The organism is Streptomyces mangrovisoli (assembly GCF_000974985.2).
GTDB classification, from domain to species: domain Bacteria; phylum Actinomycetota; class Actinomycetes; order Streptomycetales; family Streptomycetaceae; genus Streptomyces; species Streptomyces mangrovisoli.
Window position 1 is genome coordinate 1 of the sequence record NZ_LAVA02000015.1, and the last position, 15,969, is coordinate 15,969.

Annotated in this window: 13 protein-coding genes; 4 read left to right on the forward strand and 9 right to left on the reverse strand. The window is 74.4% G+C overall.

Going from position 1 to position 15,969, the window contains the following annotated elements:
• Nucleotides 1-42: 42 nt before the first annotated feature.
• Both WN71_RS06715 and WN71_RS40750 read right to left on the reverse strand, forming a co-directional pair.
• Nucleotides 43-2,010, reverse strand: coding sequence for a sigma-70 family RNA polymerase sigma factor (locus tag WN71_RS06715; protein WP_046585243.1), 1,968 nt, complete (start codon nt 2,008-2,010; stop codon nt 43-45).
• Between the two features lie 292 nt (nt 2,011-2,302).
• The gene (locus tag WN71_RS40750; protein WP_143074800.1) at nt 2,303-2,566 is read right to left on the reverse strand and encodes a hypothetical protein; all 264 of its coding nucleotides are present in this window, start codon (nt 2,564-2,566) and stop codon (nt 2,303-2,305) included.
• Here WN71_RS40750 and WN71_RS06720 point away from each other — a divergent pair.
• On the forward strand, nt 2,553-3,236 hold the full coding sequence (locus WN71_RS06720) for a thaumatin family protein (protein WP_240529580.1): 684 nt from the start codon (nt 2,553-2,555) through the stop codon (nt 3,234-3,236). The genes WN71_RS40750 and WN71_RS06720 overlap by 14 nt on opposite strands.
• Before the next feature lie 234 nt (nt 3,237-3,470).
• Entirely contained in the window at nt 3,471-4,895 is a 1,425-nt protein-coding gene (locus tag WN71_RS06725; protein WP_046585238.1) for an MFS transporter, read from the forward strand.
• 84 nt (nt 4,896-4,979) lie between these two features.
• On the opposite strand, the gene WN71_RS06730 is transcribed toward WN71_RS06725, so the two are convergent.
• The 4 genes from WN71_RS06730 to lnt form a co-directional block, all read right to left on the reverse strand.
• Nucleotides 4,980-7,001, reverse strand: coding sequence for a helix-turn-helix domain-containing protein (locus tag WN71_RS06730; RefSeq protein WP_240529581.1), 2,022 nt, complete (start codon nt 6,999-7,001; stop codon nt 4,980-4,982).
• A gap of 76 nt (nt 7,002-7,077) precedes the next feature.
• Nucleotides 7,078-7,878, reverse strand: coding sequence for a 3-hydroxybutyrate dehydrogenase (locus WN71_RS06735; RefSeq protein WP_046585235.1), 801 nt, complete (start codon nt 7,876-7,878; stop codon nt 7,078-7,080).
• Between the two features lie 60 nt (nt 7,879-7,938).
• Complete coding sequence (locus tag WN71_RS06740; RefSeq protein ID WP_046585233.1) at nt 7,939-8,412, reverse strand: NUDIX hydrolase; 474 nt, start codon at nt 8,410-8,412, stop codon at nt 7,939-7,941.
• 113 nt (nt 8,413-8,525) lie between these two features.
• Nucleotides 8,526-10,136, reverse strand: coding sequence for an apolipoprotein N-acyltransferase (gene lnt / locus WN71_RS06745; RefSeq protein WP_046585231.1), 1,611 nt, complete (start codon nt 10,134-10,136; stop codon nt 8,526-8,528).
• A gap of 325 nt (nt 10,137-10,461) precedes the next feature.
• Here lnt and WN71_RS06750 point away from each other — a divergent pair, with 325 nt between their 5' ends.
• The gene (locus WN71_RS06750; protein WP_046585229.1) at nt 10,462-11,535 is read left to right on the forward strand and encodes an O-antigen ligase family protein; all 1,074 of its coding nucleotides are present in this window, start codon (nt 10,462-10,464) and stop codon (nt 11,533-11,535) included.
• Here the strand turns inward: WN71_RS06750 and WN71_RS06755 are convergent.
• Complete coding sequence (locus WN71_RS06755; RefSeq protein WP_046585227.1) at nt 11,486-12,034, reverse strand: hypothetical protein; 549 nt, start codon at nt 12,032-12,034, stop codon at nt 11,486-11,488. The two genes, WN71_RS06750 and WN71_RS06755, sit on opposite strands and share 50 nt — an antisense overlap.
• A 315-nt stretch (nt 12,035-12,349) precedes the next feature.
• The gene (locus WN71_RS06760; RefSeq protein ID WP_107469582.1) at nt 12,350-13,138 is read right to left on the reverse strand and encodes a glutamate racemase; all 789 of its coding nucleotides are present in this window, start codon (nt 13,136-13,138) and stop codon (nt 12,350-12,352) included.
• A gap of 39 nt (nt 13,139-13,177) precedes the next feature.
• Between WN71_RS06760 and WN71_RS06765 the strand changes: the two genes are divergently transcribed.
• Complete coding sequence (locus WN71_RS06765) at nt 13,178-14,371, forward strand: glycosyltransferase (protein WP_046585225.1); 1,194 nt, start codon at nt 13,178-13,180, stop codon at nt 14,369-14,371.
• Between the two features lie 20 nt (nt 14,372-14,391).
• Here the strand turns inward: WN71_RS06765 and WN71_RS06770 are convergent, their stop codons facing one another.
• Nucleotides 14,392-15,846 carry a TerD family protein gene (locus tag WN71_RS06770; protein WP_046585223.1) on the reverse strand — a complete coding sequence of 485 codons (1,455 nt, stop codon included), beginning with the start codon at nt 15,844-15,846 and terminating at the stop codon, nt 14,392-14,394.
• Nucleotides 15,847-15,969 lie beyond the last annotated feature (123 nt).

Below are 15,969 nucleotides of genomic sequence, written 5' to 3' on the forward strand. Positions count from 1 at the left end.
GCCCCCCCCTCCGCCCAGCGCGGCCCCGGCCTGCCCCTCCGCTCAGCGCGCGGCCTGGAAGGCCCGGCCCGCGGCCGTGGTCGTCGTACCGTCCGTGAAGAGCCCGCTGCTCGGCTTCGACGGGTCCGCCCCCAGCCCGAACCACGCATAACGCTGGACGTACGGCAGCGCGTCGAGCGCCTTGGTGGAGGCGGTGACGAAGTCCGCCTGCTCCTGCGCGGTCGGGAAGCGCGTCCCCTGCGAGAAGTCGATCAGCGCGAACTCGGTGAGCCAGATCGGCTTGTGGTACCGCTGGTACACCGCGGACAGATACGACGTCAGCTGCTGCACGGCCTGCGGGGTGCGGAAGTCGCCGCCGTACCAGTGCAGCGTGATGAAGTCGACCCGGTACCCCTTCGCCTCGGCCCCGGACATGAACCGGTCCAGCCAGCCGCCGGCCGTGTCCCCGCCGTACGCCACCGCCGGACTGCCCAGCACCTTGCCCGCGGCCATCAACTTCGGCCACAGGGACAGTGCCTGATCCACCGTCATGTTCGACTGCTGCGCCATGTCGGGCTCGTTGAAGCCGAGCAGGTACGGCCCCTGTGCGCGCGCCTGCGCCAGCGACGCGTCCGTCACGGACGAGGCCCCCCAGATCATCGGCACGAAGGAGGCCGACCCCGGGGTCGTCACGCCCTGGTGCTGGGAGTTCCAGGTGTAGTACCAACTCGCCCCGCTCGCGGCGAGCGCCTGGCTGACCCCGCCGAACGACCAGACCCCGACACCCTTCTTGGCTCCGGAGGCGACCTGCACCGGCGTCGTGACGTGCTTCGAGGCACTCGGCTTCGCCGTCCGCTTCGGTGACGCCGAAGGGGAGGTGGAGGGGGACGCGGAGGGGGACGGCGCGCGCGTCCGGCTCACCGCGGGACTCGGGCCGGCGGGCCCGGCGGCCGCGCGCGTCGCCGGGGCCGCCCCCGCGACCGGGGCGGGCGAACCCGTAGGCAGCCGCATGGCGATCAGCCCGGCCGCCGCCAGAACGGCGACCGCCGCCAGACCGCCCACGACCGCCCGCCTGCTCCCCGTCGGCCGGCCGGTACGCCCGTGCCGCCGTCGACGACCGCGGCCCGTCCGGGAAGGCCCAGGCTCCGCTCCGCCGCCCCCGGAAGCCGTCGTACCGGAACCACCGGAAGCCGTACCGGAACCCCCCGCCCCGGACCCCCCGGTGGCCAGCGCCAGCACCCGCGCCGGGTCGAGCGTGGCGGGCACGGCCACCAGCGGAAGCCCGCTCAGCAGCCGGTCCATCGGCAGCAGCCCCCGCTCCAGCCCCTCGCACACGCCGCACCCGCGTATGTGGCGGCCGAATCGCTTACGCCACAGGGGACTCGGCGTGCCGTCCCACGGCATGGCGATCTCGGCGAGCTCCGCGCAGCGCGGGTCCGCGCCGAGTCCCCGCACCACGCACCGCGAGACCTCCATCTGCTTCTTCATCCGCTGCACCCGCACCGCCGCGTGCCGGTCGGACAGCCCGAGAGCGCCGGCGAGTTCGGCGCGCTCCAACTCCCCCGTCTCCTCCAGCCACCACAGCGACAGCAGTTCCCGGTCGTCGGTGTCGAGCCAGCGCGTCGCCTCGGCCACCTCACGGCGCTGTTCGGTCAGACCCAGCCGCAGGATGGTCAGCTCGGCGAAGTCCAGGGCGGGGTCGCCGATCGCCTCCGCGCCCTCCAACAGGGCCCTGCGGTCGCGGTCCGTGACCCGTGACTCCTCCCGGTTCCGTACCTGCCGCACCGTGATCGCGACCAGCCATGACCGGAACGCCGACGGATCGCGCAGCGTCGGCAGTCCCCGCACCATGCGCAACAGCGTCTCCTGTACGACGTCGTCGACATCGGCGTGACCGTTCAGGGCCCGGCCGACGATGTTGTAGACCAGCGGCAGGCACTGGGCCACCAGGTGTTCCAGGGCAGGTCTGTCTCCCGCGCGGGCGGCCGTGACCACGCCGGGGTCCGGTCCACTCCGCTGCTTGCTGAACATATGGGTCTGTCCCTCCGCACAGGCTCGGGCTGTCGGTACGGAGACCCCCCGACCGACCCGGGAACAACAAAAAATCGGGGACTCGACGCCGAAAACCTGTTCCGCTCCGGAATTTCTGTTGTACGGCCCCCACCGCCCCGGTCACCGAGAGGCAGGCGACAGGACTGGCGCAGCCCGAGGAAGGCACAAGAATGGCACGAGGACGCAGGCGACACGACGCGAGGCCACCGAGACCCCGCTGGCGCTGTGCCGGGGCGGCCGCCTTCGCGACGGCGGCCGTCGCTCTGGCCAGCTACGGCATCTGGTCGCCGTCGTCGGGTGCGGGCGTGATCGGTGCGGGCGGCAGCCGCGCGGGCGTGGCCGTCGCGTCCGGGACGCCGTCCGGCTCGTCCCCTTCCGCGGGCGGGGACGCGTCGCCCTCGACCGGGCCCTCGGACTCGCTCTCGCCCTCCCGCTCCGCCGGCCCCAAGGCCTCGCCCGTGCGCACGTCGTCGCCACGGAACGCCGCGAAGGGCGGGCCGGAGGAGAGCCCGTCCGCCGCGGTGCCTGCGGGCAAGCGGCTGATCACCGTCGTCAACAGGACCCGGCAGACCGTCTGGGCGGTCGTCACGGACACCCCCGTCTATCCGGCGGGCCGCGCCCTCGCCCCCGGCCGGAGCATGTCCGTCACCGTGGCGAACGACTGGGGCGGCCGCGTCTGGGGCCGCACCGGATGCGCCACGACGGCCGCGGGCCACTGCGCCTCCGGTGACTGCACCAGCGTGTGCGACGGACCCAACCCACCCACCACACTGGGCGAGTTCACCTTCGACGCCTATGCCGGGATGGATTTCTACGACGTCAGTATGGTCGACGGCGCCAACCTGCCCATGTGGATCAACGTCTCCCACACCACGACCACCGACCCGGTCAGCTCCTCCGGCTGCTACCGGGGCACCTGCACCACCGCGATCGACTGCCCCGAGGCGATGCGGGCCCTCGACGGCGGCCGGGAGATCGGCTGCAAGCCGCCCTGCGCGGCCTTCGGCGGCGACACCTACTGCTGCCGCGGCGCCTGGGCCGGCCGCACCAACTGCCTGCCCGCCAAGTGGCCCGTCGACTACACCCAGGTCTTCAAGCGCGCCGCGCCCTACGCCTACTCCTACGCTTTCGACGACGCGGCCACCATGTCCTGCAAGGGCGCCTGCTACTACCGCATCACCTTCGGCACGACGAACGGCACGTAGCGCGCTCGCACTCGGTGGTGGCCGGTGACGGGGTGGCGGGACGCCGAAGACCTCGGGGGGCGTCCGCGTCCGCCGCACCCGTCCGAGGAGTGCCGGCCACCCTGACCGGCATGGTGCCCGCCCGTATACCCGCCGCCCGAACTATGGTGCCCCACCACATGTGCCCCTGATCTGCGTCTTCCTACGGTGTGCCGACACGTACCCGTCCCCACCGCACACGAGGAAGTGGCGCACATGGCCTCCGGAACCACCGCTCCCCCACCCCCCGCCCGCCTCTCCCGCATCGTGGCCGCCAGTCTCATCGGCACCACCATCGAGTGGTACGACTTCTTCCTCTACGGCTCCGCGGCCGCGCTCGTCTTCGGCAAGGTGTTCTTTCCCGACTCCGACCCGCTGGTCGGCACGCTGCTGTCGTTCCTGACGTATGCCGTCGGGTTCGCCGCGCGGCCGCTCGGGGCGCTGGTGTTCGGGCACTTCGGTGACCGGCTCGGGCGCAAGCGGCTGCTCGTGCTCAGCCTGCTGATGATGGGCGGGGCCACGTTCGCGATCGGGCTGCTGCCGACCCATGCCACGGTCGGTGCCGCCGCGCCCGTCCTGCTCACCGCGCTCCGGCTGGTGCAGGGCTTCGCGCTGGGCGGCGAGTGGGGCGGGGCCGTGCTGCTCGTCTCCGAGCACGGCGACGCGCGGCGGCGCGGCTTCTGGGCCTCGTGGCCGCAGACCGGCGCGCCCGCGGGGCAGTTGCTCGCGTCCGGCGTGCTGTCCCTGCTGACCGCCGTGCTCTCGGCCCACGCCTTCGGCAGCTGGGGGTGGCGCATCCCGTTCCTGCTGTCGGGGGTGCTGGTGGCGGTCGGTCTGTGGGTACGGCTCTCCGTCGACGAGTCCCCAGTCTTCCGGCAGGCCCTCGCACAGGCCGAGGCCCGGCGGGATCCGGCCGAACAGCCGCCCCTGGTCTCGGTGTTGCGGCACCACTGGCGGGACGTGCTCGTCGCGATGGGCGCCCGCATGGCCGAGAACATCAGCTACTACGTCATCACCGCCTTCATCCTCGTCTACGCCACCACGTCCGCCGGGGTGACCAAGCAGACCGCGCTCAACGCCGTGCTCATCGGCTCCGCCGTCCACTTCGCCGTCATCCCGGCCTGGGGCGCGCTCTCCGACCGGGTGGGCCGCCGGCCCGTCTATCTGCTCGGCGCGGCCGGGATCGGGCTGTGGATGTTCCCGTTCTTCGCGCTCGTCGACACCGGGGACTTCGGCGGGCTCGTGCTCGCGGTGACCGTCGGACTGGTGCTGCACGGTGCGATGTACGCGCCCCAAGCCGCCTTCTTCTCCGAGATGTTCGCGACCCGGATGCGCTACTCGGGGGCCTCCATCGGCGCGCAGTTCGCCTCGGTCGCCGCGGGCGCGCCCGCCCCGCTGATCGCCACGGCGCTGCTGTCCGACTACGGCGACTCGACACCGATCGCGCTCTACGTCATCGCCGCGGCCGTACTGACCCTGGTCGCCGTGGGCGTGGCCGCCGAGACCCGGCACCGGGACCTCGCGTCGGTCGCCGAGCGGGCGGCAGGGACGGGAGCGGGGGCAGGAGCAGGAGCAGGGACGGGCCGGGGCGGGGCGGCGGCCGCCAAAGCTGACGCCGACTCCGACGCCCGTACCGTCTGAGACCGATGGCCCCCGTACCGTCTGAGACCGATGGCCGATGACCGCCTGCTGCCGGGCCCTCGCGCATCTCGCGCGGGGGTCCGGTCATTGGCCGCTCGGCGCGGACAACCGGTTCAGACGCAGGGCCAGTTGGATCTCCAGGGCGCGGGACGGGCACTGCCAGTCGGCGCCCATCAGGCGGGCCACCCGGTCGAGGCGCTGGGCCACCGTGTTGACGTGGACGTGCAGTTCGTCCTTGGTGCGCGCCGGGCTCATGCCGCAGGCGAAGTAGGCGTCGAGGGTCTGCGTGAGGTCGGTGCCGCGCCGCTCGTCGTAGTCCACGACCGGGCCGATCGTGCGCGCCACGAAGCCGGATATGTCGCGGTCTCCCGCCAGCAGCAGCCCGAGGAAGCCGAAGTCCTCGGCGGCGGCGCCGTCGCCGGTGCGGCCGAGCAGCCGTAGCGCGTCCAGGCAGCGGCGGCCCTCCGCGTACGCCGTCCCGGCCGCGTCGGGGTCGGCGACCAGGCCGGGCACGGGGGCCGACGCGCCCACGGTGACGGCCCCGTGGACGGCGGTGCCCAGGTGCCGGGCCGTGCGGCGGGCCAGGTCGCCCGCGCCGTCACCGGAGGCCAGCGGCAGCAGCAGGACCGTGCCGCCGTCGCGCGCGGCGGCGAGGCCGCGCCGGGTCGCGGCGAGGTGGGAGGCGGCCGACCACAGGCGGCGGCGGGCGTCGGCCTCCTGGTCGGCGTCGGCGGCCGTGGAGTCGAGACGGGCGGCGAGCACGACATGGGTGGCGTCGAGGTCGGCGTCCAGCCGGGCGGCCCGGTCCCGCAGCAGGCGCGGGTCGCGGTCGCGGGCGTCCAGGAGGTCGTCGAGCAGTTCGCCGCGGACCCTCCGCTCGGCGTCGGCGGCGGACCTGCGGGCGAGCAGGAGCAGCGAGGTGACCATCGCCGCGCGCTCCAGGGTGCGCTGGTCCACCGGGTCGAGGCCGGGGTGGCCGCGCAGCACGAGCGCGCCGAGCAGCTCGCCGCTCGCGGTGACCGCGGCGATCCAGTCGTCCCGGTGGCGCACCGCGTGGCCTTCGGCGCGGGAGGTCTCCAGGGGGCCGGCGGGCGCGCTCGCCGCCTCGGTGAACTCGACGGCTCCCTCGAGGACCTGCGCGACCGCGGCCGCCACGTCGTGGACGCCGCCGCCGCGCAGCACGAGTTCGGCGAGCCGGTCGTGGACGTCCGCGGCGCGTTCGACGGCGCTGCTGCGGTCCCGGATGATCTCGTTGGCGCGCTCCAGGCCGGCGAGGGCCGAGCGGGTCTCGGTGAGCAGGTGGGCGCTGTCGATGGCGGCCGCGGCAAGCGCGGCGAAGGAGCCGAGCAGCGCGATCTCCTCCCGCTCGAAGACGCGGGCCCGCCGGTCCGCCGCGAACAGCACCCCGATGACGTGCGGCCCGCGCATCAGCGGCACACCGAGGATGGCGACCAGGCCCTCGTCGCGCACGCCGGTGTCGATGGTGAGGGTGTGCTCGAAGCGGGCGTCCTTGAAGTAGTCGTCGGTGACGTACGGCCGGGCCGTCTGCGCGACCAGTCCGCCGAGCCCCTCGCCCATGCCGAGGCGCAACTGCTGGAAGCGGGCGGCGACCGAGCCCTCGGTGACGCGCATGTAGGTGTCGCCGTGGTCGGGGTCGTTCAGCGTGAGGTAGGCGATGTCCGTGGCGAGCAGCGAGCGGGCACGCTGGACGATCGCCTGGAGCACCGCGTCCAGGTCGCGCAGGCCGGCGAGGTCGTGGGCGGTCTCGAACAGGGCGGAGAGCTCGGCCTCGCGGCGCCGTCGCCCCTCCAGTTCGGAGCGCACGCGCAGCGCGAGGTGCCGGGCGCGGGCGAGCGCGGCGATCCGCGCGGCGGACCGGCCCTCGGCGCGCGCCAGCAGCACCGGCTGGTCGTAGGCCTCGGCGGAGGCGCCACGGGCGAGCAGTTCGAGGAACGGCGCCTGCGCGTCGTCGGCATCCGAGACGGCCACCGCAGCGTCCTCGGCGTCCGGGACGGCCACCGAAGCGCCGTCGGCGCCGGAGACGGCCACCGAAGCGCCGTCGCCGCCGCCCGTAGGCCGATCCCCCTGCACGTGATCACGAGACATGCTCACAGGATTCACCATCGCCCGCCCGCCGTGGCCGCCCTGTGGAAAACTCCGGTCCCGGCGGGAGCGCGGCCGTTCAGTGCGCCGTCCACCCGCCGTCGAGCACCAGCGAGGTGCCGGTCATGAAGGACGCCTGCGGGGAGCAGAGGTAGGCGACCGCCTCGGCGACCTCCTCCGGTTCGAGCAGCCGCTTGACGGCGCTGTCCTGGAGCAACACCTCGTGCAGCACCCGCTCCTCCGGGACCTCGTGGGCGCGGGCCTGGTCCGCGACCTGCCGCTCGACCAGCGGGGTGCGGACGTAGCCGGGGTTGACGCAGTTGGAGGTGACGCCGTGCGGCGCGCCTTCGAGGGCGGCCGTCTTGGACAGGCCCTCCAGGCCGTGCTTGGCACAGACGTAGGCGGCCTTGTACGGCGAGGCGCGCAGCCCGTGCACGGAGGAGATGTTGACGATCCGGCCCCAGCCCTGGCCGTACATGTGCGGCAGGGCGCCGCGGATCAGCCGGAAAGGGGCCTCCAGCATGACCGTCAGCACGGTGTGGAAGACGTCCGGCGGGAAGTCCTCGATGGGCCGTACCAATTGCAGTCCGGCGTTGTTGACCAGCACGTCGGTGCCCGCGGCGGCGGACTCGGCGGCGTCCAGGTCGGTGAGGTCGAGGACCTGCGGCTCCAGGGTGCCGCGCAGGTCCCGGGCGTCCTCGGCGACGGCGTCCAGCCCGCGGGCGTCCCGGTCGACCGCCCGCACCTTGGCCCCGGCGCCCGCCAGCCGCAGCGCGCAGGCGCGGCCGATGCCGCTGGCGGCGCCGGTGACGAGGGCAGTACGGCCGTCGAGTTCGAGCCCGGGGGCCGTAGGACCGGCGAGGGGGGTGGGTGAGGTCATGCCGCCAGACTAGGCAGCGCCCTCACCTCGCCCCATGTGGTCACCACCCATACTTCATACTCAGGTCGTGGTCTCGAACCATGTGGGTTCCTCGGCCAGGGCCTGCTTGATCCGGAAGTGGATCCCGTCGCGCATTTTGGGCAGCGCGTCCAGCTCGAACCAGCCGACGTCCAGGGACTCGTCGTCGTTGACGCGGGCCTCGCCGCCGACCGCGCCGCAGCGGAAGGTGATGTCCATGAACTGGCAGCGGTCGCCGTTGGGGTAGGCGACCTCCTTGCCCGCCCGCACCACGACCACCCGCTCGGGCACGCAGTGCACGCCCGTCTCCTCGTACACCTCACGCACGGCGCAGTCCGCGGGCTGCTCGCCCGGCTCGGGGATCCCCGAGATCAGCGCCCACTCGTGGTTGTCGGCGCGCTGGCCGAGGAGCACCCGCCCCCGGTCGTCGAACACGACGGTGCTGACACCGGGCAGCCAGAGCAGTTGGTGCCCGGCCGTGGCCCGGATCTCTCGGATGAAGTCAGGAGTCGGCATGTGCCGACCCTAACGGGCGCGGGCTGCGGAACCGCGAACGGCCGGGGGCCGCGGAACATCGTCCGCGGCCCCCGGCCGTTCAGGCGGTGGAGCGCCGTCGCGCCCCGGGAGGTTCAGGCCTCCGTCGAGCGCCGTGCCCGCAGCCCCGAGCCGATGGCCCAGCCGAGCCCGCCCACCGCGACGAGCACCAGGGCCATCTCCGGCAGGATGCCCATCCGGGTGGCGGGCGTCTCGGAGGTGCGCAGCGGCACCTTCTGCACCAGGTAGTCCGCGACGAACATGCCCGTCTTCTGCGTGATCTTCCCGTCGGGCATGATGACCGCGCTGACCCCGCTGGTCACCGGCACGGTGACGGTGCGGCTGTGCTCGACGGCCCGGATGCGGGACATCGCGAGCTGCTGGTAGGTCATCTCGCTGCGGTCGAAGGTCGCGTTGTTGCTCGGCACGGAGATCATCTCCGCGCCGTGGGTGACGGTGTCGCGCACCGCCCAGTCGAACGCCGCCTCGTAGCAGGTGGCGAGGCCGACCTTGGCGCCGTTCATGTCGAAGACACCGGGCTTGGTGCCGCGGCTGAAGTCCTGGCGGACCATCGTGGTCCAGTTCTTGTTGATGTCCCCGAGGAGCGAGCGCAGCGGAAGGTACTCGCCGAACGGCTGGACCTGGCGCTTGTCGTACGTCGAGGTCGGGCCCTTCTTCGGGTCCCACAGAATCTGCTCGTTGTAGAGCTTGCCGCCGCGCTCGACGACGGCGCCGACCGAGATGGGCACGCCGATCTCGCGGGCGGCGTCGTCGATGACGGCGTACGCGTCGGGGTTGGCGAAGGGGTCGATGTCGGAGGAGTTCTCCGGCCACAGCACGAGGTCGGGCCTGGCGACCTTGCCGGCCTTGACGTCGGCCGCGAGCTTGGCCGTCTCCTTCACGTGGTAGTCGAGCACGGCACGGCGCTGGGCGTTGAACTCGAGGCCCGAGCGCGGCACGTTGCCCTGGATCACGGCGACGGTCGCGGTGCCGTCCTCCGCCTTGTCGCTGACCAGGGAGCGCGCGGACACGGCACCCACGACGGGCACGGCGACGCTGAGCAGCGCGGCCGCCGCGGCGCCCCGCCGTACGGCCTTGGTACGGCGGCCTTCGACCGCGACCCGGACGACCTCGCAGAGACCGAAGCCGCACAGGGCGACCGCGAAGCCGAGCACCGGGGTGCCGCCGACCGCGGCGAGCGGCAGGAACACGCCGTCGGCCTGCCCGAAGGCGATCTTGCCCCAGGGGAAGCCGCCGAACGGTACGCGCGCGCGTACCGCCTCGCCCGCTATCCACACGGCGGCCGCCCACAGGGGCCACACGGGCAGCCGGGACACGGCGGCGATGCCGACACCGACGAGCGCGAGGAACACCGCCTCGACGGCGACCAGGGCGAGCCAGGGCACGGAGCCCACCTCGACGCCGGTCCACACCAGCAGCGGCAGCAGGAAGCCCAGGCCGAAGAGGTAGCCGAGGCCGAGGGCGGCCTTCCAGCTCCGGCCGCGCAGCACCCAGCCGAAGACGGCCAGGGCGGGCAGGGCCAGCCACCACAGGGTGCGTGGCGGGAAGCTGACGTAGAGGAGCACTCCGGAGAGTGCCGCGACGGCGGGCCGGACCAGGCCGGCGAGCCGGAGACGGCGGCGGGCGGGTGCGGGCTGCGGATCCAGCTGGTCGCTCTGGTCCACGGATGTTGCGGTGACGGTCACTCCGGGAGTGTAAGACGGCCGCCTGGGGCGCCGACAAGCATGGCCCTGGTCACAGGGGCGGGCTTCGGCCTTTCCGCCGGCCGGGATCCGGGCGTTCGGCGGGGCGGGATCCCGGCTCTCCCGGGCTCCCGCCGTACGGGCGGCGGCCTCCCCCGTGAGCATGCCGTTCCTGCCCAACACGTCCACAAACCGGCCATCAGCCGTTACGGTGTGCGAAGCCTCGGCCAGTCGGGCCGGTCGCGGCCTGGGGGGCCTCGGCCGGGGGACGACCGGGGGACGACCGGGGTTCTGGGAGCGACGGGTGGGGACCACGCACATGACGTCCATGGCCGAGCCGGCCGTGGACGGTGACAGACGGAACGTCGCGGACGCGGTGGGCGTCGCGCTGCTGGGGGCGGGCGCGGTGTGGTCGATGATCACCGCGGCGGCGCACGACGGCCGCCCGGAGGGCGTGCTGCTCGCGGTGCTCGCCGTGGGCGCCGGCTTCGCCGCGGGGCGGATCGTCGGCGCGCTGCTGCCGGTCGCCGCGCCGTGCGCCGCCGCGCTCACCGGGCTCGGCCTCGCGGTGGCGCTGCCGCATCTCGCGCCGGGACCGCAGTTCGCCACACCGCTCGGAGGTGCCGGGGCCACGGCCGGACTGCTGGTCCTCGCCACCGGCGCGGCCTGCTGCGCCGCCTGGGCGACGCCGGTGCCCGCCCTGCGGCTGGCGCTACGGCTGCTGGCGGGCGGGATCGTGGCCGGCGCGGTCGCCGTCGGCTCGCCGGCCGGGGCCGTGACGGGCGGCGGGGTGCTGCTGTGCTCGCTGGCGGCGGGGCGGATGCGCCGCCGCGGCGTGGGCATCGCGGGTCTGCTGCTGGCGACCGGGGTGGTGACCGGGACGGCGTGGGCCGTCGCGGGCGGTGTCCTGCCGGACGGCCTGTCCGCGTCGCTGGAGGGCCAGCTGTCCGAGCGCCGGGTGCGCCTGTGGCGCGACGCCCTGCACCTGGCGCACGGCCATCCGGGCTCGGGCGTGGGCCCCGGCCGCTTCGGCGAACTGAGCCGGACGGCGGCGCAGTCGCTGCTGCCCGACGGGAAGCCGCACTCGGCGCCGTTGCAGCTGGCGGCCGAGCAGGGGCTCGTCGGGGTGCTGCTGCTGGCTGGGGCGTTCTGCTGGCTGCTCTACGCGCTGTGGCGCGGTCCGCGCTCCACCCCGGTCGCGCTCACCGCGGGCGCCGCGCTGACGGCGCTGGCCGCGATCGCCGCCGTGGGCGACGCGCTGAGCTTCACCACCGTGACGGTGGGGATCGGCGTGCTGGCGGGGCTGGCCACGGCCCGCCCGATCGCCGACGAGACGCAGGAGGCGGCGGCGCTCAGTTCAGCCGGCCGGACGCCGTCGGCGGGCGCAGCCGGTCCCGGATGACGCGTACGCCCGTCTCCGCGTTGTCCACCGTGATGGTGAAGGTGTGCCCGTCCCACAGGCTCAGCACGATGCCCTCGCCCCGGCGCACGATGACCGCGGTGCCCTTCTCGGGCCGCCAGCGGTAGCCCCAGCCGCCCCACTGGCGCGGGGTGACGTGCGGCTCGAACTCGGCGCCCGCCACGTTCTTCAGCGGGATGCGGCGGCGCGGCAGTCCCATGTGGCCGCAGCGCACCTCGAGGAACTCCCGGTCGACCTTCAGGGCGACGTTCACGAACGCGAGCGTGCCGTAGAGGACGAGCAGTCCGGCCGCGATGCAGCCGATGACGGACATCAGCAGGGCGGCGGTGCCCGAGGTCCAGGCGGAGTCCACGGCGAGCTCGATGCCGAGGGCCAGGCAGGCCGCTCCGGCCAGCGCGGTGAGCCACTGGAAGCGGTTGGTGGCGCGTCCGGTCCACACCTCGGGGTGCGGACTCTCCTCGTCCGGGGGATGGTCCCTCATGGTGATGAGACTACTCAGGTTTCCCTGCGCGCGGAGGACGTCGCGCAGGGTGACGGCGACCGGCCGTGCCCGCGCGGCCGGAACGGCTCCGCGAGTCGCACGGGGTGAGCGGGCGACGACGGCCCGTCGGTGACGCGGCCGGCGGACCGGAAGGCCCGCCCAGGTCGCGTGGGGTCAGGGGATCGGAAGGCCCGCTCAGGTCGCGTCGGGTCAGGGGACCGGGAGGCCCGCTCAGGTCGCGTCCGGTCAGGGACCGGGAGATCTCGCAGGTTGCGTCCGGTCAGGGGACCGGGAGACCTCGAAGGTCGCGTCCGGTCAGTGGGCCGGGCTGGCCGCCGGCCGCAGCAGGCGGCCTTCGGCGTAGGCGAGCGCGGCGACGGGCAGCTCGCCCTCGCGGCCGCTGAGCAGCACCGTCACGGTGCCGCGGGCCGGTGCGCCGGGGGCGGCCTCGACGCCGATCCGGCGCAGCGCCTGGGCGGCCACCGCCTCGGCGGAGCCGTGCAGGGCCGGCGGGGCGGCTCCGGGGCGCTGCACGGCGGCCCGGATGTGCTCGGCGACGAGTTCGTAGTGGGTGCAGCCCAGGACGACGGTGGTGACGTCGTCGGGGGTCAGTTCGGCGGCCGCGGAGACGGCGGCGGCCACGGCGGCCTCGTCCGCGTGCTCCACGGCCTCGGCCAGGCCCCAGCAGGGCACCTCGGTGACCCGTACGCCGTCCGCGAAGTCCTCGATGAGGCCGCGCTGGTAGGGGCTTCCGGTGGTGGCGGGGGTGGCCCAGATCGCGACGGGTCCGCCGCCCGCCGCGGCCGGCTTGATCGCGGGGACGGTGCCGATGACCGGCAGCCCGGGTTCGAGGCGGGCGCGCAGGGCGGGCAGGGCGTGCACGGTCGCGGTGTTGCAGCCGACGATGAGGGCCTCGGGCGCGTGCGCGGCGGCGGCCTCGGCGACGGCGACGGCGCGCCGGGTGAGGTCCTCGGGGGTGCGCGGACCCCACGGCATTCCGTCGGGGTCGAGGGAGAGCACGAGATCCGCGTCGGGCCGCAGGCGCCGTACCGCGGCGGTGGCCGCCAGCAGGCCGATTCCGGAGTCCATGAGCGCGATCTTCACGCGGCAACGATAGACGATGGCCGTCCGCGGGCCGGTGGCGTGGGGCAGACTGCGGGAGTGAGCGCCCTCGTGTGGATCGCCGTCGTGTCCCTGGCCGCCTGGCTGTGGCTGCTGCTGTGCCAGGGCTTCTTCTGGCGCACGGACGTGCGTCTGCCGCCGCGCCGGGACCCCGGGGAGTGGCCGTACGTCTGTGTCGTCGTGCCCGCGCGCGACGAGGCGGCCGTACTGCCCGCGAGTCTGCCGTCGCTGCTCGCGCAGGAGTATCCGGGGCGGGCCGAGGTGTTCCTGGTCGACGACGGCAGCACGGACGGCACCGGGGACCTGGCGCACGAGCTGGCCCGGCGTCACGGCGGGCTGCCACTGACGGTGGACTCCCCCGGTGAGCCGCCCGCGGGCTGGACGGGCAAGCTGTGGGCCGTGCGGCACGGCGTCGCGCGGGCACGCGCGCGGGGACCGGAGTATCTGCTGCTGACGGACGCGGACATCGCGCACGCCCCGGACAGTCTGCGGGAGCTGGTGGCGGCGGCCCGTACCGGCGGATTCGACGTGGTGTCGCAGATGGCGCGGCTGCGGGTGGAGAGCCTGTGGGAGCGGCTCGTGGTGCCCGCGTTCGTCTACTTCTTCGCGCAGCTGTATCCCTTCCGCCGCATCGGCCGGCGGGGGTCCCGTACCGCGGCCGCCGCCGGGGGCTGTGTGCTGATCCGGACCGAGGCCGCCGAGCGGGCGCGGATCCCGGACGCGATCCGGCACGCGGTGATCGACGACGTGGCGCTCGCGCGGTCCGTGAAGGGCGGCGGCGGGCACATCTGGCTGGGGCTCGCCGACCGGGTGGACAGCGTGCGCCCCTACCCGCGGCTGCACGACCTGTGGCGGATGGTCGCGCGCAGCGCCTACGCGCAGCTGCGGCACAGTCCCGTGCTCCTCGCGGGGACGGTTCTGGGGCTCGCGCTGGTGTATCTGGTGCCGCCGGTCGCGCTGGTCGTGGGCCTGGCGGCGGGCAGCGGGCCGGCCGCGGCGGCCGGGGGCCTGGCGTGGCTGACGATGACCGCGACGTACGTGCCGATGCTCCGTTACTACCGCCTGCCGCTGTGGCTCGCTCCGCTGCTGCCGGGGACGGCGTTCCTCTATCTCCTGATGACGGTCGACTCGGCCGTGCAGCACTACCGGGGGCGCGGCGCGGCCTGGAAGGGCCGCACCTACGCCCGCCCGGAAACCGTCTCGGAGGACGGCTGACGGGTCCCCGGGGGGGGTGGCTATTTGCGGCCCGGGGTCCAGTTCATGCCCCAGCCGTAGACGCGGTCGATGGTCCGCTGCGGGCTGACCCCGCGCTCCGGTACGAGGTAGCGGGCCTCACGCTGTACGAGCAGGTCGCCGCCGGTGTTGGTGATCAGGGCGAGCGCGCACACCGTGGAGGGGACCGTGCACTCGTCGAGGGAGAAGTCGATGGGCGCGCCGTGCTGCGGCTGGAGGGTGACCGTGGCGTGCAGGTCGGCGAAGGACCGGGCGCCCTCGTAGATGGTCACGAAGACCAGGATGCGGCGGAAGTCCTGCTTGTGGTCGAGGTTGACGGTGAGGTTCTCGCCGCTCTCGACGGCCCCGGTGCGGTCGTCGCCGTCGAGGTGGATGTACGGCGGCTGGTGCAGCGAGCCGAAGGCGTTGCCGAGCGCCTGGACGACTCCCTTGCGGCCGTCGGCGAGTTCGTACAGCGCGCACAGGTCGAGGTCGAGGTCGGCATGGAGGGCGACGGCGCGGCCGCGCTTGCTGCCCCAGCCGGAGAACTGCTTGCGGACCTGCCAGTTGAGGTTCACGCGCAGGGTGCCGGAGGTGCCGCCCTGCTTGGCGAGCGACACGGCGGGCGCGGCCTTGGTGAGCGTGACCTTGCCGAGGCTGACGGGCCGGGTCGGCGGGGTGGCCGGGGGCGGGGGCATCCCGACGGCCGGCCGGCCGGTGGGCGGCGGCGCCGCGGTGAACGGCGGCGGTGCCGCCGTGTAGGGCGGGGTGACCGGGGGCGGGGTGGGCGCCGCCGGCGGTACGGGCGTGGCCGCGAGGGTCGGGGTCGGCGCGGTGGGCGGCGTGGCGACCTGCCGTCCGGTCCCGGTCCCGGCCGCGGGCCAGACGGGTGCGGACGGCTGCGGCGTGAGAGGGCCCGCGGCCGGGGCGGGGCCGGCGGCGGGCTGCCCGGGGTGCTGCGGCTCGTCCACGGTGATGCCGTAGTCCCTGGCGAGCCCTTCGAGGCCGCTGCCGTAGCCCTGTCCGACGGCGCGGAACTTCCACGCGCCCTGGCGGCGGTAGAACTCGCCGAGGACGAAGGCGGTTTCGACGGTGGCTCCGGTGCTGTCGAACCGGGCGACCACCGCGCCCTGCGCGCTGTCCGTGACCTGGATGTACAGTCCGGGCACCTGGCCGAAGGAGCCGCCGTCCGCCGAGGCCGCGAGGATCACGGTCTGGATCGCGGGCTCCACGCGCGCAAGGTCGACGAGAAGGGTGTCGGTGACCTGCCCGCCGGTGGTGCGCTTGCCCTCGTGGCGGACCGCGCCCGAGGCGTGGGCCGGCTGGTTGTAGAAGACGAAGTCTCCGTCGGAGCGCACCTTTCCGGCCACGAGCAGCAGCGCCGAGGCGTCCGCGTCGGGCACCCCGGGTCCGGTTCGCCACCCCAGTTCGACGCGCAGGGCCGCCGTCGGCACCGGCGTGTTCGACCCTTTCGGCATTGACATGTCCGCCCCCATTACGGATCACCGCGCCGGGCCGTTCCCGGCCGTTCTCACCTTGTCCACCGACCTGCCCCAGGACCGGTCTCCCGGACAACCTAATCCCGCCGGGCGGCGGGTGCC